Consider the following 19,794-nt stretch of genomic DNA (forward strand, 5'->3'; position numbering starts at 1 on the left):
GGCGTCATGAGGGAGTCCCCGCCCTGAGTGTGCGGGGCGGGGATTTCCCCATGTGCAGGTAATGAACGAGCCATGAGATTGTCATGTTCATTCAACGCGCGTAGCGCCCGGTCTCCGTTGTGCGGTTCCCTGAAGTGTCTCTCCAACCCCCCCACACTTCTGGAGACCCCATGCGTCGTGCCGTTTTCGGCCTGTCCGTCGCCTCCGTCACCCTCGTCGGCCTGACCGCCGCACCGGCGCTGGCCGAGCCGCCCGCCCCGCCCTCGACGGCCACCGCCCGCGCCGAACTCGCCGCCCTCACCGTCGCGACCCCGCACTCCATGGACGGCTACGCCCGCGACAAATTCGACATATGGGCCAAGCAGCCCGACGGCTGCACCACCCGCCAGGACGTCCTCGCCCGCGACGGCAAGAACGTCGTCGACGAGTCCGGCAACTGCCAGCCGTCCAGCGGAAGTTGGTACTCGGCCTACGACGACACCACCGTCACCGACGTCGCCCAGGCCACCATCGATCACATGGTCCCGCTCGCCGAAGCCTGGCGCTCCGGCGCCGACTCCTGGACCGCCGACCAGCGCAAGGCCTTCGGCAACGACCTCAAGGACCCTCAGCTCCTGATCGCCTCGGAGTCCTCCAACAGCTCCAAGAGCGACAGCGGACCGGCCGACTGGAAGCCCACCAACCACGCCTTCTGGTGCACCTACGCCAAGGACTACACCCACATCAAGTCCATCTGGAAGCTCACCACCACGGACAAGGAGAAGACCGCCCTGTCCTCCATGCTCGACAGTTGCACCAACTGATCCGCACCAACTGATCGACGGCAGGCGGGGGATGACCACCCCGCCGCCTCTCACTCCCTGACGGCACATGCCCGTAGCGCGGTGCCCGGCCGGCCCTCCCTCCGGCCGGACACCGCGACCGGCCCACGAGGCCCCCTGTGGCCGGAAGGCCCCCAGCGCACTCACGGAGACGGATTTCTGAGCCGTCTGGCGGCCGGCCGAACCGGGGCCCGGTCGCTGTTGTCGTCGAGGCCGTTCCGTATGGGCGTCCGGCGCCGGGCATGACGTGCGTACGCCGGATGGCGGGGGCGTCGGCGAGGGCGGCGGCCCTCGGTGCCGCCACCGCCGGGGCCACCTTCCGGACGACGACCCACGCCACGCCACGCCCCGCTGCGCGGCCGGCCGGAAGTGATCCGGTGCTCCCCGGGTCCCGCCGGACGCCGGCGGTGCTGGGCAACGTCGGCGGGACGTGGCACCATCGCGCTCGTGACCAGCAGACCCACCACGGCCCAGTCCCTGCGCGATCTCGCGCTGCTGCGCCGCGTCCGCGACCGCATCGACCGGGAGTACGCCCAGCCGCTGAACGTCGAGGCGCTCGCCCGTGGCGTGAACATGTCGGCCGGGCACCTCAGCCGCCAGTTCCGGCTGGCGTACGGCGAGTCGCCGTACTCCTATCTGATGACGCGGCGCATCGAGCGGGCGATGGCCCTTCTGCGCCGTGGCGACCTCAGCGTCACCGAGGTCTGTTTCACGGTCGGGTGCTCGTCACTGGGCACTTTCAGTACGCGCTTCACCGAGCTGGTCGGGATGCCGCCCAGTGCCTACCGGCGCCAGGCGGCGCTCGCACCGGCCGAGCTGCCGCCGTGCGTGGCGAAACAGGTGACCAGACCGATCAGGAATCGAGAAGCGCAGGTCACCGAGCGCCTCTAGCGTGAGAGGCATGGACATCACCATTCACACCAGCTTCCTCCCGCACGACGACCCGGACGCCTCCCTGGCCTTCTACCGCGACACCCTCGGCTTCGAGGTCCGCAATGACGTCGGGAAGGGCAAGATGCGCTGGATCACGGTCGGCCCCGCCGGCCAGCCCGACACGTCGATCCTCCTGGCCCCACCGGCCGCCGACCCCGGGATCACCGACGACGAGCGCCGCACCATCACCGAGATGATGGCCAAGGGCACCTACGGCTGGATCCTGCTGGCCACCAAGGACCTCGACGGCACCTTCGAGCGGGTGCAGGCCGGCGACGCCGAGGTCGTACAGGAGCCGACCGAGCAGCCGTACGGCATCCGCGACTGCGCCTTCCGCGACCCCGCGGGCAACCTGATCCGCATCCAGGAGCTGCGCTGAGCCGTCCGGCGATCACAGCCATGACCACGGGGAGGGGGCGGGGCCGCGACGGCTCGCCCCCTCCGTCTGCCGGGTGAGCGCGTCGTCACGGCCGCCGGGACGCAGCCTCAGCCGTTGCCGGCGGAGCGCGCCGCCCAGCGCTTCTCGACGCCGGCCAGCCGCCAGTACGCCAGCGCCGCGGCCCACACCACCACGAACAGGCCGACGATGATGAAGCCGACGTTGTCGAGGTCGAGGCCGGAGATCCAGCCGGTCACCGGGTCGCTGAGGCCGAGCTTGTCGTGGAGCACGGTCACCAGCTCGATGGTGCCGATGAAGAGCGCGACGGCGATGGACAGGCCGGTGATGGTGAGGTTGTAGTAGACCTTGCGCACCGGGTTGGAGAACGCCCACTGGTACGCGAAGTTCATGAAGGTGCCGTCGAGGGTGTCGAACAGGCTCATGCCCGCGGCGAAGAGCAGCGGCAGGCACAGGATCGCGTACCAGGGCAGGCCGGCCGCGGCGCCGCTGCCCGCCATCACCATCAGCGTGACCTCGGTGGCGGTGTCGAAGCCGATCCCGAACAGGAAGCCGAGCGGGAACATCTGGCCGGGGCGGGAGATGGAGCGGGTGAACCGGCCCAGGAAGCGGTTCATGAAGCCCCGCGAATCCAGTCGCTGCTCCAGCTCCGCCTCGTCGAAGCGGCCTTCGCGCATCCCGCGGAACACCCGCCAGATCCCGGTCAGCGCAATGAGGTTGAGGGCCGCGATGAGGTAGAGGAACGTGCCCGAGACCGTGGTGCCGATGGTGCCCAGGATCTGGTGGGTGCGGGATTCGTCGTTGAGGAGGGCGCCGGCGAGTTGGGCACCGCCGGCGACGAGGGCCGCCATGACGACCACCACGCTGGAGTGGCCGAGGGCGAACCAGAAGCCGACCGACACGGGACGCTTGCCGTCGGCCATCAGCTTGCGGGTGGTGTTGTCGATCGCGGCGATGTGGTCGGCGTCGAAGGCGTGCCGCATGCCCAGGGTGTAGGCGGTGATGCCGAGTCCGACGCCGAAGACCTGGCTGCCGACGGAGTAGTGGTGGGGCACCACGAGCAGGAACAGCACGCCGAAGGCGACGACGTGCAGCCCGGCTATGACGGCCATCAGGCCCGCGGTGCGGACGGTGTCCTGCCGGCGCCAGCGGAACGTGGCGGGGGCAGGGGTGGTCGGGGTATCGGTGGACAGGGCCATCCGGCGGTCACGCTCCAGCACCTCGTGGATCACTTCGTGAGATGCCGTGGCCGGTCTCCTGGCTTACAGGTACACGCGTCCGTCCCCGCCTTCCCGGCCGCAGGCTGCGGTCAGTGGCGTCGTACGCGCACCGTGCGCGTAACGAAAAGGGTAGGAAACTCCCTGATCACAGTGGCGAGGGCCGCTCCGGTCTGGGACCACGAGGTCCGTCACCGGTCTTCCCGAGCACCACGGCGCGCCAACCTTACGGGTCGTCCGACGATCCCTTCAAGCCTGCACAACTGTGCAGGTATCCAAGATCACATTCGGTGACCTGCAAAGATGTCCTCATGCATCTCGTCCCGGCCGAGCGCGCCGACCACCGCACCATCGACGGCCACCGCGTCTGCGACGCCATCGCCGCCATCGGTGAGCCAGGTGAGGTCCGGGCCTGGGCCGACCGCTTCGCCCTGCTCGCCGATCCCGGGCGTCTCGCCCTGCTGCTCGCCCTCCACCGGGCCGGCCCCATCGCCGTCTCCGACCTGGCGGTCGCCACCGGCATGAAGGACACCGCGGTCTCCCAGGCACTGCGCCTGCTCCGGGCCGCCGGAGTGGTGGAAGGCGCCAAGGACGGCCGGGTGGTGCGCTACCGCGTGGTCGATGACGCGACCGCGGCCCTGCTGACGCACTGCACGGCGGCACAGCCCCGACCGGCGGAGGCATAACGCCGTGGCCCGCTGCCTGGGACAGCGGGCCACGGAGCTACGGGAAGACCCCTGGACCTGGGACTACTTGACCGAACCGGCCATGATCCCCTGGACGAAGTGACGTTGGAACGCGAAGAACACGATCAGCGGCACGATCAGGGACAGGAAGGCACCGGGCGCCAGCACGCCGATGTTGCTGCCGAACTGCCGCATCTGCGACTGCAGGGCGACCGTCAGCGGCTGTGACTCGTTGTCCGCGAAGAGCAGGGCGACCAGCATGTCGTTCCAGACCCACAGGAACTGGAAGATGGCCAGGCTGGCGATGGCCGGGCGGCCCAGTGGCAGGATCAGCTGGGAGAAGATCCGCCACTCCCCGCCGCCGTCCATCCGCGCGGCCTCCAGCATCTCCTTGGGGATCTCCGCGAAGTAGTTGCGCAGCAAGAAGATGGCGAACGGCAGACCGTAGGCGGTGTGGAACAGGATGACGCCGGGGATGGAGCCGAACAGGCCGAGCGCGCCGAACAGTTTGGCCACCGGCAGCAGGCCGATCTGCACCGGCACCACCAGCATGGCGACCACGACCAGGAAGATCCAGTCCCGGCCGGGGAAGTCCATCCAGGCGAAGGCGTAGCCGGCCAGTGCGGCGATCACCACGACGGCGATCGTGGTGGGCACCGAGATCAGCACGGTGTTCCAGAAGGCCTGGACGATGCCCGAGTCCTTCAGCAGCGCCGCGTAGTTGTCGAGCGACAGCCGGCCGGGCGCGGTCAGCGCGGTCCACCACCCGCTGTTGGCGTTCGCCTCCTCCGTACGCAGCGAGGAGATGAACAGGCCGGCGGCCGGGGTGAGCCAGACCAGGCCGATGACGAGCAGGAACAGCTGGATCACGGCCCGGCTGATCCGCTTCGCCGGGCGGCGGGCCGACCGCCTGCGCGGCGGGACGGTTTGCTGGGCGGTGGTCATGACTGGCTCCTGCGGAAGCGACGGATGTTGAGGGCCATGGCCGGCACCACCAGGAGCAGCAGCAGGACGCCGAGGGCGCTGCCCAGTCCCTGGTTGTTGCCGCCGCCGAAGGAGACCAGCCACATCTGCAGGGCCAGGACGTTGGCGTCCTGCTGTACCGGCCCGGGCGCGATGATGTAGACGAGGTCGAAGACCTTCATCACGTTGATCACCATCGTCACGAACACCACGCCCAGGACGGGGCCGAGCAGCGGCACGGTGATCCGGCGGAAGACCTGCCACTCGTTCGCGCCGTCCATCCGCGCGGCCTCCAGCACGTCCCGCGGCATCGAGGAGAGCCCGGCGCCGATGAGGACCAGGGCGAAGCCGGTCCAGATCCACATGTAGGCGCCGATGATGGCGGGGGTGATGAGGGCCGGGCCGAGCCAGGCGATGCCCTCGTACGGCGGGGCGAAGTCCTTCGCCGGCAGCTGCAGGGCGTACGACCCCGGAGCGAGACCGGTCAGCCGGTAGGAGCCGTCGGCCGCGGTGGTCGCCGTGCCGGCCACCTTGCCACGGGAGTCGACGGCCTCGACGGTCAGCTTCGGCAGCCCGCGTTCGCCGCGGTCCACGGTGCCGGGCTTGCCGCCACCGCCGGGGGTGAAGTCGAGGTAGACCACACCGCGCAGCTCACCGTGGCCGGCCGAGGCCCCCGCGGCCCCGGCCGCGGGCCGCGCCCCGTGCGGCATGTCCTTCGGCGCCACACCGACCAGCCCGAGGTTGACGACCTGGCCGGGCTCGGTGCGGCGCGCCGTGCGGTAGCCGCCGTCAGGGCGCTTGGTCAGCTGCTTGTCGCCGAGCCGGGACTTGGCCGTCGGGAAGGACGTGGACTCGCCCTGGAAACTGTCGTGGATGCCGACGGTGACCGCGTTGAGCACACCGCGCTGCGGATCCTGCTCGTACGCGAGCCGGAAGATGATGCCGGCGGCGAGGAAGGAGATCGCCATCGGCATGAACATCAGCAGCTTGAACGCCGTCTTCCAGCGGATCTTCTCGGTCAGCACGGCCAGCACCAGACCGAGTCCGGTCAGCAGCGCGGGGGCGAAGACGACCCAGATCGCGCTGTTGCGGATGGCCCGGAGGGTGGCCGGGTCCTGGAACATCTGGGTGTAGTTGCCGACGCCGACGAAGGTGTCACCCGAGGCGTCGTACATGCTGCGGATGACCGAGAAGACGATGGGGTACGCGACGAGCGCCCCCAGCAGCAACAGCGCGGGGAAGAGGAACACCGCGGCGATCCGGCGGCGGCGCCGGACGGCGCGCCGCGCGGGGGCGGCGGCCGTCCGGCGGGGAGTGCCGCCCGGGGGGAGGGGCGGGCCGCCGCGCGTGGTGGCGGGCGGCACCGCTGAAGTGGTGGCAGGCATGGCTGGAGCCTCGGTCCTTACTTTCCGTACGCCTTGGCCGCGGCCGCTTCGAGCTTCTGGGCCGTGCCCTTGGGGTCGGACGGGTCACGCAGGAAGTCCTGCAGCAGCTTCCACTCGCCGGCGCCCTGGGTGCCGCCGAAGGCCGCCGGTGCCTGGTCGGACATGTCGAAGCGCACCGAATTCCCGGCGCCGGTCAGCGACTTGGCCGCATTGCGGGTGACCTCGTCGTGGTAGGCGGACGCCGGCACCTTCTTGTTGGGCGAGATGTAGCCGCCCGCCTTGGCCCAGATCGCCGACGCCTCGGGCGTGCCCAGGTACTTGACCAGTTCCATGGCGGCCTTCTTGTTCTTCCCGGCCTTGAGCACCACCGCGGCGTCACCACCGCTGACCACCGGCGCCTTGCCGCCGTCGACCGACGGGAAGGGGAAGAACTTGGCGTCCTCGCCGACCTTCTTGTGCAGTTCGTCGGTGACCAGGGCGCTGACGAAGTCGCCCTCGTAGACCATGGCGGCCTTCTGCTCGGGGCCGAAGACCTGCTGGACGGACTCGGGGAAGTCGGTGCGCAGCGCGCCCGATCCGCCGCCGGCCACCAGGTTCTTGTCGCCGAAGAGCTTGCCGAGGGTGGTCAGAGCCTTGACCACGGAGGCATCGGTCCACGGGATCTTGTGGGCGGCCAGCTGGTCGTACTTCTCCTGTCCGGCCTGGGAGAGGTAGATGTTTTCGAACCAGTCGGTGAGCGGCCAGCCGGCCTCACCGGCGACCGAGAAGGCCGGGACACCCGAGTCGGAGAGGGTGCGGCCGGACTTCAGCATCTCCTGGTACGTCTTCGCGGGCTTCACCCCGGCCTGCGAGAACGCCTCCGGGCTGTACCAGACCGTCGACTTGTGCGACGCCTTGAAGTACAGGCCGTAGTACGTCTTGTCGACGGTGCCGTAGTCCTTCCAGACCTGCGCGAAGTTCCGCTTGGCCTCGGCGCCGATCTCCGCCGAGAGCGGCGCCAGCCAGCCCTTCTTGGCGAACTGCTGCAGCACGCCGACCTGCGGCACCATCACCACGTCGGGCGCGTTGCCGCCCTCGATCTGGCTGCCGACGACGGTCGAGACGTTGTCGCCGGTGGAGGAGAAGACCACCTTGGCGCCGGTCTTCTCGGAGAACCCGTCCAGCACCTTCTTGAAGTTGGTCTGTTCCACGCCGGTCCAGACACCGGCCACGGTGAGCGTCTGGCCGCTGAGTTCCTGCTTGCCGCCGCCGGCCGAGGCACCGCCGCCACATGCGGTGGCGGACAGCGCCAGGCCGAGCACGGCCGCGCCGGAGAGGGCGGCTCGGGTGTGTCGTACGGAGGGTCGTCTCATGGTGGTTTTCCCTTCGGGAGGACTGGCGGGGCGTCGGGGGGAGGGGTGTGGGGCTATCGGGGGGCGGGTGCGGACGCGGACCCGGGGGCGTGCATCCACCAGGCGGCGGTGGAGCCGGGCAGCGTCCCCGGGGGGCAGTCGCCGCTGGCCAGCAGCGGGACGCCGGGGGCGGGGGCGGGCACCGGCTCGGTGCCGAAGTTGACGGCACAGACCAGACCGTCGCCGCGTTCGAACGCCAGCACCTGGGGCGGGGAGGGGAGCCAGCGCAGCGTTCCCTCGCCGAGCTGGGGGAGGCTGCGGCGCAGCTGCAGCCCCTCGCGGTAGAGGTGCCAGAACGACCGGGTGTCGGCCAGGGCGCGGTCCGTGGCGTGGTCGGCGAACCACTCCGGCTGCGGCAGCCAGGGCCGCGCCGCGTCGGTACCCGCGGTGAAGCCGAACGGGGAGGCGTGCCCGGACCAGGGGAGCGGCACCCGGCAGCCGTCGCGGATGTGCTGCCGGCTGCCCGTGCGGTGGAATATCGGGTCGGTCAGGACCTCGTCCGGCAGGTCGACGACCTCCGGCAGCCCCAGCTCCTCACCCTGGTAGATGTACGCCGCGCCGGGCAGCGCCAGCATCAGCAGCGCGGCGGCCCGGGCCCGGGCGGCCCCGAGACCACTTGGACCACTGCTGGGTTCGGTCGCGTACCGGGTGACGGTCCGGACCTGGTCGTGGTTGTTGAGGACCCAGGTGACCGTGGAGCCGGTGCCCGCGATGTCGGTCAGCGCCTCGGAGATCACCGTGCGGAAGGTGTCGACGTCCCAGCGCGCGGTCAGCAGGTGGAAGAAGAACGCCTGGTGCAGCTCGTCGGGCCGGACGTACGCGGCCTGTTCGCTCGGGGTACGGACCGAGACCTCGCCGACCAGCAGCCGGTCGCGGCCGTCGCGCGCGGTGTACTCCTCGCACAGTGAGCGCCAGTCGCGCCACACCTGGTGCACCTCGGGCTGGTTCCAGGCCAGCGGGTTGACCGAGTCGCGGGTCCGCTCGTCGGCCGCCGGGTCGGGGGAGTCCGGGAGCTCGGGGTGCTTGAACAGCCCGGCGGCCACGTCGATCCGGAAGCCGTCGACGCCGCGGTCCAGCCAGAAGCGCAGCACCTTGTCGAAGTCGGCGGGCACCGCGGGGTTGCGCCAGTTCAGATCGGGCTGCTCGGGCGTGAACATGTGGAGGTACCACTGGCCCGCGGTGCCGTCCGGCTCGGTGACGCGGGACCAGGCGGGACCGCCGAACATCGCCCGCCAGTTGTTGGGCGGCAGTTCACCGTCCGCCCCGCGTCCGTCGGCGAAGTGGAACAGCGCGCGGGCCTCGCTGCCCGGTCCGTCCTGCAGGGCCGCGCGGAACCACGGGTGGTCGCTGGAGCAGTGGTTGGGGACGATGTCCAGCAGGACCCTCAGGCCCAGCCGGTGCGCGTCGGCCACCAGCAGGTCGAATTCCGCGAGGTCGCCGTATACCGGGTCGACGTCGCGGTAGTCGGCGACGTCGTAGCCGTGGTCGTGCTGCGGGGAGGGGTAGAAGGGGCTGAGCCAGATGCCGTCCACCCCGAGCTTCTTGAGGTACGGCAACCCCGTGCGGACGCCGGCCAGATCGCCGATGCCGTCACCGGTGCTGTCGAGGAAGCTGCGGACGTAGACCTGGTAGATCACCGCGTCGCGCCACCAGCGCTGAGCCGTGTCCGGGGACGTGGTCCCGGTGGCCGGCCGGACCGCGGGGGCGGCGGGGCCGGTGAGGGGGAGGGAGGGCGCGTCTTCGGCCGGGGAGCCGTTGTCTGCGGTGGCGATGAGCATCTGCCGTGATCCCGTTCTTGCATGAGCATGCCGTGCGGCCTGCCGGGGTCGCTGTTATGCATGCATGTTAAGTAGGCATGTCTTTTCGGTGTCAACGAAAAGGAGGGAACTGTTTGCAAGGTGCCCCGATTTGTCCCGCATTTTTACGCGGGTCGAAGCGCGTCCGTTACTTAACAAGTAACTAGGGAGGGGGGAGGTGACGTCGGGCGAGGGTCAGCCGCGGCTGACGATGGCCCGCAGTTCGCGCTCCAGGCGCGCGACGGTGGCGTCCGTGCTCAGCCGGTGGACCAGCGCGTCGTGCATGACGGCCTGCACCGCCAGGCTCACCTGGTCGTAGCGCGGGCTCTTCAGCCGCGGCCGGGCGGTCAGCACCGCCCGCTTGAGCGTCGGCAGGTACGGGAACCGCCGCACCAGCCGCGGATCCGCGTACAGATCCGCCCACACCGGTGGCAGCGCACCCTCGGTGAGTACCCGGCGCTGCACCGGCTCGGACGTCAGATAGGAGATCAGCGCAGCGGCCGTCTCCGGATGCCGCGAATGCGCGTTGACGGCCAGATTGGAACCGCCGAGCGCGCTGGCACCCGGCCCGTCGGGACCCGGCAGCGGCACCGCGCCGAACTTCCCCGCCACCTTCGACGTCGGGCCGCCGGCCAGCGCGTACGCGTAGGGCCAGTTCCGCAGGAACAGCAGATGGCCGTCCTGGAAGGACTTGCGGGACTCCTCCTCCTTGTACGCCAGGGCCCGCCGGGGGATCCACCCCTCGCGCACCCCGTCGAGCAGGAACGACAGACCCCGGCGGGCCGCGGGGGAGTCCACGGTCACCCGGGTGCCCTCACCGGCGAGCACCGAACCGCCCGCCGACTGCACCGCCTCGACGACGTTGGCGGTCAGTCCCTCGTACGGCAGGAACTGGCCCGCATAGCCGTCCAGTCCGTACTTGGGCGCCACCGTCCTCGCCAGACGCGCCAACTCGGCCCAGGTGCGCGGGGGCCGGGCACCCTCCCGGTCGAGCACGTCCTTGCGGTAGTAGAGCAGCCCCGCGTTGGTCACGTACGGAACCGCGTAGAGCCGGCCCCGGAAGGTCGCGGTGTCCACCACGGGAGGCAGGAAGCGCTTCAGCGGGAACCGCGTGCCGTCCACCGGCCTGATCCAGCCCGCGGCCGCGAACTCCGACGTCCAGGCCACGTCGATGTTCAGCACGTCGAAGCGGGCGCTGTGCGAGCGCAGCTCGGTGACCATCTGGGCCCGGACCTCGTCGGCCGCGTCGGGCAGCTCGACCAGTGTCACCTTCTCGCGCGGGTGGTGGACGTTCCAGCCGTCGAGGACGCCGCGCAGATAGCCCGTGAGGTCGCCGCCGGTCACGAGCGTGATGGGGCCCCGGCCGTCCGGGTCGCCGAGCGGCTCACCGGCCCGGGCACCCGCACTGCCCGCGAACAGCAGCGAAAAGACCAGCAGAGCCCTCGTCGCGGCACGCTTCCACCGCATGGGCTCCTCCTTGAACCAGGCGTCGACGGGACACTGGACCGACAGCCCGCCCCATGTATACCTGTTAGCCATGCGGGATACTAGATGTCGCAGGGAGATACGACGACCGACCGGCTCACACCCGGATGAGTTCACATAACCGGCATGTAGGGCGGGGAGGGAGAGGAAGAGCGTGCGGCTGCCACTCCTTGCTCTGTTGGTCAGCGGACCCGCACACGGCTACGAACTCAAACAGGCCCTTGAGAACCTCCTCGGCGCGGCATACCCTCAGCCGAACGTCGGCCAGATCTACGTCACCCTGAGCAGGCTGGAGAAGGCGGGCCTGATCGCGGGTGAGGACGTCGAGCAGTCGGACCGGCCCAACAAGCGCATCTACCGGATCACCGCCGCGGGGCGGGAGGCGGTGGACGCCTGGTTCGACGAGCCCACCGCCGAACCGCGGGTGCGGGACGAATTCTTCATGAAGCTCGCTGTCGCCTCGCAGACCGGGACCGCGGACCGGATCGCCCTGATCAACAAGCAGCGCCGCCAGTACCTCAACACCATGCGCGACCTGTCGAAACTCGCGGCGGTGGAGGACCGGGGCAACCCGATCGCACAGCTGCTGATCGAGGGCGCGATGCTGCATCTCCAGGCGGATCTGGACTGGCTGGAGCGCTGTCAAGAGGAGTTGGAATGAACCGGGACGAGCCGTCCGGCCCGATAGTGAGGGCAGCCGGCCTGGTCAAGACCCACCGGCCGGAAGGTGCCGCCCCCGTCCACGCCGTGCGGGGCGTCGACCTGACCGTCGAGCGCGGCGAATTCGTCGCCGTGACCGGCCCCTCGGGCGCGGGCAAATCCACCCTTCTGCACCTTCTCGGCGGCCTCGACCGCCCCGACAGCGGCTCCCTGTGGCTCGACGGCCGCCAGGTCGACGGCTACCGCGAGGCCCGCTGGGCGGAGCTGCGCCGCAACCACATCGGCATCGTCTTCCAGTTCTTCAACCTGGTCTCCAACCTCTCCGTCGCCGACAACGTCGAACTCCCCGCGCTGCTGGCCGGCCGCTCCCCCCGGCAGGCCCGTACCGCCCGGGCCGAGCTGCTCGACGAGCTCGGCCTGACCGGCAAGGAGAACTGCACGCCCGGCGAGCTCTCCGGTGGCGAACAGCAGCGGGTCGCCCTCGCCCGCGCCCTGGTCAACGCCCCCAGCCTGCTGCTCGCCGACGAACCCGCCGGCAGCCTGGACAGCAAGGGCACCCGGGAGGTGCTGCGGCTGCTCGCCCGCTTCCACCGGCGCGGCCAGACCATCCTCCTGGTCACCCATGACGCCAGGATCGCCAGCGCCGCGGACCGGGTGATCAGCTTCTTCGACGGCCAGGTCGTCGACGACGCCCACCTCGGCAGCGAGCCCGGCCGCCCGGCGGCCGGTGTGTCCGACGTACTGAAGCTCCGGGGCTGACCCGTGCGAGCGGCAGCACGCTGGACCCAGGCACATCTGAGAGCACACCGCCCGGCGGCCGTGCTCATCGTGCTCGCCACCGCCGGGATCACCGTCTCCCTGCTGCTGGCCACCGCCCTCTTCTCCTACGCCACCGACCCCTGGCAGCGGATCTTCACCCAGTCCTCCGGCGCCCACGTCTGGCTCCACACCCAGGCCGGGGCCCGCGCCGGGTCGCTCGCCGCACTGGACGAGGTGCGGACCGCCGCCGGCCCGTACCCCACGGTGCGGGCCACCGCGAGCCTGCAGCCCGGCGGCGCCCGGGCGGCACTCGAACTGCGCGGCGTCCGCGGGCGTCCGGCGACCGCCGCCCCGCAGACCGTCGCGGGCCGCTGGCTCGACCCGCACACCGATGCGGGGACCGCCCGGGGCATCGTGCTCGACAGCTCGGTAGCCCGGGCAATCTGGGCCAAACCGGGCGATTCCCTTGCGTTGAGCGGCTTCCCGGCGCCCCTGCACGTGGTGGGCATCGCCGACACCGCCGAAGCGCCCTTCCGGGCCGGTGAGACCCCCGGCGTCGCCTGGGTGCTCCCGCAGACCCTCGCCGCCTCCGACGCGGGCGCCGACCAGCGCGGCCGCGCCATCGGCCTCCGGCTCACCCACCCCGAGGACACCGACTACGTCGTCCAGCGGGCGGTCACCCAGCTCGGCGCCGACCAGATCACCGACGTCTCCACCTGGCGCCAGGCCAAGGCCGAGGCCGCCGGCGACAACGGTCTGCTCGCCCGGCTGCTCGGCCTCTTCGGCCTCGGGGCCCTGCTCGCCGCCGCGCTCGCCGTGGGCGGCGCCATCAGCACCAGGATCCGCGGCCACCTCCGCGACATCTCCGTCCTCAAGGCCATCGGCTTCACCCCGGGCCAGGTGGTCCGGATGTTCCTCGTCCTGCACCTCGGCTTCGCCCTGCTGGGTGTCACCCTCGGAGCCCTGGTCACCCAGCTGCTCGGCCCCCTGGTCCCCGGCCGGATCGGCGAGGCGACGGCCCTGTGGGCACAACTTCCCGCACACACCTGGCTGCCCCTCGCCGTATGCGGTGGCGTGGTGGCCTTCATCGGCGCGGCCACGTGCCTGACCGCATGGCGCGCCGGCCGGGTGCCACCCGTCCCGGTCGCCCGCGCCGCCGCACCCGCCGCCGGCGGCGGATCCGGCCTGACCCGGCGCGCCCTCGGGCTCAAGATCCCCCCGGCCCTGGTCCTCGGCTGGCGCGGCGCCTTCCACCGCCCCCTGCGCTCCTGGGCGGCCGTGGCGCGCCTCGCCGTCCCGCTGCTGCTCATCACCATCGCCCTGGGCGCCTGGAGCACCCTGGACCGCTTCACCTCCCGCCCGGAAAGCGTCGGCCTGGCGGCATCCCTCACCGTGCGTTCGGACTCCCTGAGCGACCAGCAGGTACATCAACTCCTCGCGAAACAGGGCCGGTTGACGTCCTACCCCGGCGCCGAGGTGCAGGCGCTGGTCCCCGGCCAGACCGGCACGATCACCCTGCGCGGCCTTGGCACCGACGCCCACCCCTACCCCTTCGCCCTCGCGGAGGGTCGCGCCGCCCACGGCCCGGACGAGGCGGTCGCCGGCGCCGGCCTGCTGGAACTCCTCGACGCACACGTCGGCGACTGGGTCCGGATGACCGTCGCCGGCCGCCCGCACGTCCTGCACCTCGTCGGCCGCAGCATCGAGACCGAAGACGCCGGCCGGGTCATCTCCACCAGCCTCGACACCCTGCGCGACGACGGCCCCGGCGCCCCGGCGGCCCGCCCCGACTTCTACAACCTGGTCCTGCCCCACGGCACCGACCCCGCCGCCGTACGCGACGCCCTCACCAAGGCCTCCGCGGGCCGCCTCGAAGTACGCCAGATCCCCAACCCCGCCGACCAGCTCTCCGCGATCCGTGGCGTCGCCGCCGGACTGATCGCGGTGCTCACCCTGATCGGACTCGCGGAACTGGCGACCACGGTCGGCGCCGCCGTGCGCGACCGGAGCCGCGACCTGCTCGCCCTGCGGGCCGTCGGCCTCACCCCCCGCCAGATCACCGCCGTGATCGTCTCGGCCACCGCCTTCATCACCCTGGCCGCCGCGCTCACCGGCACCGCGCTCGGCCTGCTCGCCTCCCAGTGGCTGATCGACCTCCAGGGCGAAACGAGCGGTTGGGGCACCGGCATCGCCCAACTCCCACCGGCCGGAACCCTGGCCCTGGTCGTCGCCCTCGCCGTCACGGTCTCCGCGGTGGCCGCCACCCTCCCGGCCACCCGTACGGCACGCCGACGCCTGGCGGACTCGGCGGCAGAGGTGCTGTAGCGGGTAGGGAAACCCACCGGCCCAGCGGTGGGGCCCGCCGCATTCTCCCGCCGAAGGCCGGCTCATAGCGTCAGTGCCATGACAACTTCTCCCCCTGTGCCGGCGGCCTTACCCCGTCCTCGCCGTGGACTGCTGGTGTTCCTCGGCCTCGCGTATCTCGGCATGTGGCTGGCCATGTCGCCCCTCCTGCTGGGCGGCTTCCGCCGGAGCGACGGCCGGGCGGAGACCGGAGACCTGGAGCAGGTGTGCATCTCGGTGGCGATGCTGGCGCCGGCTCTCGCCGCCGTCCTCGTCATCCGGTTCATCGAGCCGGCCGGTAAGGGACGTGTGCGTGCCGCCCTTGCCCTGCGGTGGCCCGCACCCCCGGGACGTGCTGTGCGGGCGTGCCTGCTGGCCGTTGCCGTCCCTGCCGTCCTTACCGTCATGGCTCTCGGCATCGGCAGCGCGGCCGGCGTCTACTCCTGGGGCGAACTGCGCCGGGACGAACTCGGTACGTGGGCAGCACGGATGCTGCCGGAGCTGCTGATGTCGCTGCCACTGTTCTTCGGGGAGGAACTGGGCTGGCAGGGGTACCTGTTTCCGCGCCTGGCGCGGGACGGGCGGGGCCTGCGCCTGGTGTGGGCGTACGTGGCCACCAGCTTCGCGTTCGCCCTGTGGCACCTGCCCACGCTGCTGGTGGGCGGGCAGTATCCGGGGCAGCCCTGGTACGTGTCCGTGCCCGCGATGCTGGTGAGTTGTACCCTCGGGCTGCCGATCTTCACCTGGCTGCGGCTGCGTTCCGGGTCGGTGATCCCCGCGGTCGTCGGCCATGCCTGCGTCAGCACGGTCAGCGTGAACATGGTCAAGGAATTCGCCGACCCGCACCTCACGCTGGACCCCCTGCACATGGGGCTCTTCGGCTGGCCCGGCTGGGTCACGATGGGCGCGTTCGTCGCCTTCCTCGCCCTGACGGGACGGCTCCGCCTCCCGTCGGACTCTTCCTGAAGCACACCGGCCGCGGCGCCGTGGCCGTCACTCCGTGGCGGGGCCGAGCTGGACGCAGCATTCACCTGGGCGGGGTGCGAGGACGGCCTCCACGCCGCTGACCTTCAAACCCTGCAGGTATCCGGCGATGAAGGCGTGGTTCATCCCGCACACCAGGTCGGGGGCCCGGGCTGCCAGCGGGTGGAAGGGGCAGTTGCGCAGCCGGAGTTGGGTGGACGTCTCGCGGAACGGCTCGAAGCCGTGCTGGTCGAGCATCCGCTCGCAGACGTTGAGCCCGCGTTCCGTGCCGAGTCGACCGGGGCGGGTCTGCTCCCGTTCGGCCTCGCCCAGTTCCCGGCCGCGCCGGCCGGCCGTGCGTACGGCGGCGTGGGTCGCGGTCTCGCCCTCGTCCTCGCTCAGGACGGCCTCCAGCAGGAGATCGGCGAGGAGCTCGTGGCGACGGTCGGGGATGCTGACGCGGATCTCGCTGTCGGTGGGTTCGTAGACCTTGGGCTGCCGGCCGACCTTCCGGATGCCGCCGGGTGAGGCGTACCGGGCGCGCAGCAGACCGGCGTCCACCAGCTTGTCGAGATGGAAGGCGGCGAGCTTACGGGAGATGCCCACGCTGGCGGCCGCCTCGTCCCGGGTGACGGGGCGGCCCTGGCGCCGGATGAACGCGAACATCTGCCGCCGGGAGTCCTCATTGAGGACGCTCACGGACTCGATGGCGGCGTCGTCCGGCCGCCTCTGCGGTGTTGCGTCGGGATCCACCCCTCCACGATAACGCGCACACCGGTAGGTCCAACCAGAAAATCGTCGCCGTGTGCGGCGCTCACCTGCCCGTCTTGACGCCTCCCCCGAATAAGACCAAGATTTGTTGGTGAAAAGGGAGGTGGTCGGCATGGCTGATCCGTCGTCCGGCCGTGCCAAGCGGCCGGTGAGTGCCGCACTGGCAGGCCCGTACGGGCACCCGTTCCATCCGATCCTGGTCACGGTCCCCATCGGCGCGTGGGTCGGCAGCGTGGTCTTCGACATCGCGTCGCACCTCGTGCACGATCCGGCCTTCCTGGCCCAGGGCGCGATGTGGCTGATCGCGCTGGGCGTGATCGGCGCGCTGGTCGCCGCGATGGTGGGGTTCCTGGACCTGTTCGCGATTCCGCCCGGGACCCGGGCGTTCCGCGTCGGTCTGCTGCACATGACGCTGAACCTGCTGGTCACCGCCGCGTACGCGGGGAACTTCCTGTGGCGGCACGCCGGCCACGGGCCCGCGGGCAGCGTCGGGGCCGGGATGCTCACGCTGAACGCCGTGAGCCTGGTGGTCCTGGGCGTCTCGGGATACCTGGGCGGCAAGCTCGCCTACCGCTACGGGGTGCGGGTCGCCGACGAGACCACGCAGGCCGAGGGCTTCGTCTCCGGCCCACGCGCGGCGGACCGAAGCGCCGACTGACCTTCCCCTTCCACCGCGGTCGCGCGTCGTCGCGGACGCGGTGGCCCACCCGTTCCCCAAGAGGCGTAAGAGGAGTCCCGATGGACATCGCCGCACTGATCGCCTGGCTGATCACCGCCCTGGGCGGCTTCTACATGCTCGGTACCTGGCTCTCCCGCGGAGGAGCCTCCGGCGGCACCAGCCGGCTGCCCGTCCCGGTCGTCTTCGGGCACTTCGCGCTGGCCGCGGCCGGTCTGGTCGTCTGGATCATCTACCTGATCACCGACAAGGACGCGCTGGCCTGGACCGCCTTCGGCCTGCTCGTGCCCGTGGCCCTGCTCGGCTTCACGATGCTGGCCCGTTGGATCCCCGTCCACCGGGCCCGCGCCGCCGCCGAGGCCACCGCGGGGACGCAGACCGCGCCCGCCGAGCGGCACTTCCCCGTACCGGTGGTCGTCGGCCACGGCCTCTTCGCCGTCATCACGGTCGTCCTGGTCCTGCTGACCGCCCTGGGCATCGGTGGCAGCTGACATGACCCACCGTTCCCAGGCCACCATGGACCTCGCCCCCGAGGACCCGGAGATACCGATCCCCGCCCCGGCCGCGTTGCGCGTCGTCCACGAAACGGACGGCATCGACCTGGCCGCCGCCGAACGCGCGGCGGGACGGTTCCTGCAGGCTCTCGGCATCTCCACCGAGAACGAGAGCCTGCGCGGGACCCCCGGCCGCATGGCCCGCGCGTACGCGGAGCTGTTCAGCCCCCGCCCCTTCGACCTCACGACCTTCCCCAACGACGAGGGGTACGACGAGCTCGTACTGGCCCGCAGCATCCCGGTGCGGTCGGTGTGCGAGCACCATCTGCTGCCGTTCGTCGGCACCGCACACGTCGGCTACCTGCCCGGCCGGCGGATCCTGGGCCTGTCCAAACTGGCCCGGGTGGTCGAGCACTTCGCCTGCCGCCCCCAGGTCCAGGAACGCCTCACCAAACAGGTCGCCGACTGGTTGCAGACGCAGCTGGACCCCAAGGGCGTGGGCGTCGTCATCGAAGCGGAACACACCTGCATGACCCTCCGCGGCGTCCAGGCCACCGGATCCAGCACCCTCACCTCCACCCTCCTGGGCACCCTGCGCAACGACGCCCGCTCACGCGCCGAATTCCTCGCCCTGAGCGGCCTGCCCACCCGATAGCCCGTACCCAACAGGCCCCTGAGGCCCTGTCCTCCACTTCGTCACGTCACTCCACCTCTTCACCGCGCTTCACTTCACCTCGTCACGGAACGGACCGAAAGACCACCGCATGGAAATCTGGATCAACCCCGCTTGCTCCAAGTGCCAGTCCGCCCTGTCACTGCTGGACGCGGAGGCAGCGCAGTACACGGTGCGGTACTACCTGGAAGACCCGCCGACCGTGGACGAACTCGACGCCGTCCTTGAGCGACTGGGACTGGAGCCGTGGGACATCACCCGCCTCGGCGAACCCGCCGCGGCCGAACTGGACCTCGCCACGTGGCCGCGTGAACCCGCCGACCGCGCCCGGTGGATCGAGGCGCTGGCCGCCCGACCCGCACTGATCCAACGTCCGATCATCACCGCCGACGACGGCACGGCGGTGGTGGCCCGCTCACCGGAATCGGTGCGCTCGGCCCTGCGGTAGCCCGGCATACCGGGGGCTGGCACGATGAGCGTCCATGGATGATCACGTCGCCCCCACCACCGAGGCGCTGGACCTCATCAAGGACCGCTTTCCGCATGCCCTGGGTGCCGTTCTCGGGGGCTCGGCCGCGCAAGGCCGGGCCACCCCGACCAGCGATCTGGACGTGGCAGTTCTCCTCCCGGACGGGGACACCAGCCGCCGCGAGGTGGTACGCCACGGCGGCCGGCTGGCCGAACTCTTCCTGCACACACGCGCGGATGCGCCGGAACACTTCGAGAGAGACAGGGTCCTCCGCCGGGGCACCCTCCTCTTCATCTATGACCAGGGTCTTCCCCTGGCCGACCCCCACGGCCATCTGGCCCTAACCCGCGAACAGGCGCGAGCAGTGCTCGCGGCGGGCCCTTTGCCGCTCACTCCGGCGCAGTGGAACGAGGACGCTACGTCCTCACCTGTTTCCTGGACGATCTGACCGACACGTCGCCCGCCTCTCCAGCCGGGCGGTACGAACAGCTCTCCCTCGCCGACTTCACCCTCCGAGAGGCGGCGAACCTCCTCATCGCTCACCACGGCGCGTGGACGGGCATCGGCAAATGGCTGCCCCGCAGGCTGCTGAGCGCGGACCCGGTACGAGGCCAGGCCTTGCTGGACGGCCATCGGGCCGTAGCCGAACACGCGGACCCCGCCCCCCTGGCGGTGGCCACCGAACAGGTGCTCGACGTTCTCGGCGGACCGCTCAGGGAGGGGTACACGCAACGCTGGCGCGCCTGAGTCGGGAAGCGCTCAACTTCTCTATGGACAACTCCTCGTGACCTGTCCCGGTTCCCGGATGAGCTGTGACTTTCCTCCGACCCTCCGCGCCTTCCCGGCAGCCCTGCCACCGGCGCATACTCCAGGACCGCCTCGCCCTCAACTGCCATGGGGCGAGGGAAGAAT

General features: G+C 71.0%; 21 protein-coding genes and 1 riboswitch. Of the genes, 14 read left to right on the forward strand and 7 right to left on the reverse strand.

Annotated elements, in window-relative coordinates; translation table 11 throughout:
* Positions 1-170 precede the first annotated feature (170 nt).
* The 3 genes from IG62_RS0117755 to IG62_RS0117765 all read left to right on the forward strand — a co-directional run bounded on the left by IG62_RS0117755 (position 171) and on the right by IG62_RS0117765 (position 2,133).
* The gene (locus IG62_RS0117755) at positions 171-803 is read left to right on the forward strand and encodes an HNH endonuclease family protein (protein WP_030803357.1); all 633 of its coding nucleotides are present in this window, start codon (positions 171-173) and stop codon (positions 801-803) included.
* A 465-nt stretch (positions 804-1,268) separates the two neighbouring features.
* A complete protein-coding gene (locus IG62_RS0117760; RefSeq protein ID WP_030803360.1) occupies positions 1,269-1,712 on the forward strand; it encodes a helix-turn-helix transcriptional regulator in 444 nt (147 codons plus the stop codon).
* Between the two features lie 10 nt (positions 1,713-1,722).
* A complete protein-coding gene (locus IG62_RS0117765; RefSeq protein ID WP_030803363.1) occupies positions 1,723-2,133 on the forward strand; it encodes a VOC family protein in 411 nt (136 codons plus the stop codon).
* A gap of 107 nt (positions 2,134-2,240) precedes the next feature.
* On the opposite strand, the gene IG62_RS0117770 is transcribed toward IG62_RS0117765, so the two are convergent.
* The gene (locus IG62_RS0117770; protein ID WP_037838528.1) at positions 2,241-3,350 is read right to left on the reverse strand and encodes a HoxN/HupN/NixA family nickel/cobalt transporter; all 1,110 of its coding nucleotides are present in this window, start codon (positions 3,348-3,350) and stop codon (positions 2,241-2,243) included.
* Between the two features lie 30 nt (positions 3,351-3,380).
* Positions 3,381-3,598, reverse strand: a riboswitch (cobalamin riboswitch).
* Positions 3,599-3,679: 81 nt separating this feature from the next.
* Here IG62_RS0117770 and IG62_RS0117775 point away from each other — a divergent pair.
* On the forward strand, positions 3,680-4,054 hold the full coding sequence (locus IG62_RS0117775; RefSeq protein WP_030803370.1) for an ArsR/SmtB family transcription factor: 375 nt from the start codon (positions 3,680-3,682) through the stop codon (positions 4,052-4,054).
* Between the two features lie 63 nt (positions 4,055-4,117).
* Here the strand turns inward: IG62_RS0117775 and IG62_RS0117780 are convergent, their stop codons facing one another.
* The 5 genes from IG62_RS0117780 to IG62_RS0117800 all read right to left on the reverse strand — a co-directional run bounded on the left by IG62_RS0117780 (position 4,118) and on the right by IG62_RS0117800 (position 11,056).
* A complete protein-coding gene (locus tag IG62_RS0117780) occupies positions 4,118-4,999 on the reverse strand; it encodes a carbohydrate ABC transporter permease (protein WP_234326590.1) in 882 nt (293 codons plus the stop codon).
* A complete protein-coding gene (locus IG62_RS0117785; protein ID WP_030803375.1) occupies positions 4,996-6,402 on the reverse strand; it encodes an ABC transporter permease subunit in 1,407 nt (468 codons plus the stop codon). Before IG62_RS0117785 ends, IG62_RS0117780 begins: the two co-directional genes overlap by 4 nt.
* Before the next feature lie 17 nt (positions 6,403-6,419).
* Positions 6,420-7,754 (reverse strand): ABC transporter substrate-binding protein, encoded by a 1,335-nt coding sequence (locus IG62_RS0117790; protein ID WP_030803379.1) that lies wholly within the window; start codon positions 7,752-7,754, stop codon positions 6,420-6,422.
* Between the two features lie 53 nt (positions 7,755-7,807).
* Positions 7,808-9,571 carry a glycoside hydrolase family 13 protein gene (locus tag IG62_RS0117795; RefSeq protein ID WP_037838507.1) on the reverse strand — a complete coding sequence of 588 codons (1,764 nt, stop codon included), beginning with the start codon at positions 9,569-9,571 and terminating at the stop codon, positions 7,808-7,810.
* A 213-nt stretch (positions 9,572-9,784) separates the two neighbouring features.
* Positions 9,785-11,056, reverse strand: a complete 1,272-nt coding sequence (locus IG62_RS0117800) for an ABC transporter substrate-binding protein (protein ID WP_030803387.1) — start codon at positions 11,054-11,056, stop codon at positions 9,785-9,787.
* Positions 11,057-11,228: 172 nt separating this feature from the next.
* Between IG62_RS0117800 and IG62_RS0117805 the strand changes: the two genes are divergently transcribed.
* From IG62_RS0117805 to IG62_RS0117820, 4 genes are all read left to right on the forward strand, one after another.
* Positions 11,229-11,735 (forward strand): PadR family transcriptional regulator, encoded by a 507-nt coding sequence (locus tag IG62_RS0117805; RefSeq protein ID WP_030803390.1) that lies wholly within the window; start codon positions 11,229-11,231, stop codon positions 11,733-11,735.
* Positions 11,732-12,493, forward strand: a complete 762-nt coding sequence (locus IG62_RS0117810) for an ABC transporter ATP-binding protein (protein ID WP_030803392.1) — start codon at positions 11,732-11,734, stop codon at positions 12,491-12,493. The genes IG62_RS0117805 and IG62_RS0117810 overlap by 4 nt, the downstream gene beginning before the upstream one ends.
* A gap of 3 nt (positions 12,494-12,496) precedes the next feature.
* Positions 12,497-14,818, forward strand: a complete 2,322-nt coding sequence (locus IG62_RS0117815; RefSeq protein ID WP_030803395.1) for an ABC transporter permease — start codon at positions 12,497-12,499, stop codon at positions 14,816-14,818.
* 78 nt (positions 14,819-14,896) lie between these two features.
* On the forward strand, positions 14,897-15,802 hold the full coding sequence (locus IG62_RS0117820) for a CPBP family intramembrane glutamic endopeptidase (protein ID WP_199812489.1): 906 nt from the start codon (positions 14,897-14,899) through the stop codon (positions 15,800-15,802).
* A 27-nt stretch (positions 15,803-15,829) separates the two neighbouring features.
* Here IG62_RS0117820 and IG62_RS0117825 read toward each other — a convergent pair whose 3' ends face one another.
* Positions 15,830-16,552, reverse strand: a complete 723-nt coding sequence (locus tag IG62_RS0117825) for a helix-turn-helix transcriptional regulator (RefSeq protein WP_051798198.1) — start codon at positions 16,550-16,552, stop codon at positions 15,830-15,832.
* A 130-nt stretch (positions 16,553-16,682) separates the two neighbouring features.
* Here IG62_RS0117825 and IG62_RS0117830 point away from each other — a divergent pair, with 130 nt between their 5' ends.
* The 6 genes from IG62_RS0117830 (at position 16,683) to IG62_RS49870 (ending at position 19,629) form a co-directional block, all read left to right on the forward strand.
* A complete protein-coding gene (locus tag IG62_RS0117830; protein ID WP_030803402.1) occupies positions 16,683-17,228 on the forward strand; it encodes a DUF2231 domain-containing protein in 546 nt (181 codons plus the stop codon).
* A gap of 80 nt (positions 17,229-17,308) precedes the next feature.
* Positions 17,309-17,737 carry a hypothetical protein gene (locus tag IG62_RS0117835; protein ID WP_030803404.1) on the forward strand — a complete coding sequence of 143 codons (429 nt, stop codon included), beginning with the start codon at positions 17,309-17,311 and terminating at the stop codon, positions 17,735-17,737.
* 25 nt (positions 17,738-17,762) lie between these two features.
* Positions 17,763-18,395 carry a GTP cyclohydrolase I FolE gene (gene folE / locus IG62_RS0117840; protein ID WP_199812490.1) on the forward strand — a complete coding sequence of 211 codons (633 nt, stop codon included), beginning with the start codon at positions 17,763-17,765 and terminating at the stop codon, positions 18,393-18,395.
* A gap of 109 nt (positions 18,396-18,504) precedes the next feature.
* Positions 18,505-18,861 carry an ArsC/Spx/MgsR family protein gene (locus IG62_RS0117845; protein ID WP_030803406.1) on the forward strand — a complete coding sequence of 119 codons (357 nt, stop codon included), beginning with the start codon at positions 18,505-18,507 and terminating at the stop codon, positions 18,859-18,861.
* A 34-nt stretch (positions 18,862-18,895) separates the two neighbouring features.
* Complete coding sequence (locus IG62_RS49865) at positions 18,896-19,330, forward strand: nucleotidyltransferase domain-containing protein (RefSeq protein ID WP_324604634.1); 435 nt, start codon at positions 18,896-18,898, stop codon at positions 19,328-19,330.
* Positions 19,285-19,629: a hypothetical protein gene (locus IG62_RS49870; protein ID WP_324604635.1), complete on the forward strand. Its 345-nt coding sequence runs from the start codon at positions 19,285-19,287 to the stop codon at positions 19,627-19,629. The genes IG62_RS49865 and IG62_RS49870 overlap by 46 nt, the downstream gene beginning before the upstream one ends.
* Positions 19,630-19,794 lie beyond the last annotated feature (165 nt).

This window comes from Streptomyces sp. NRRL S-337 (assembly GCF_000720175.1).
Lineage (GTDB): Bacteria > Actinomycetota > Actinomycetes > Streptomycetales > Streptomycetaceae > Streptomyces > Streptomyces siderophoricus.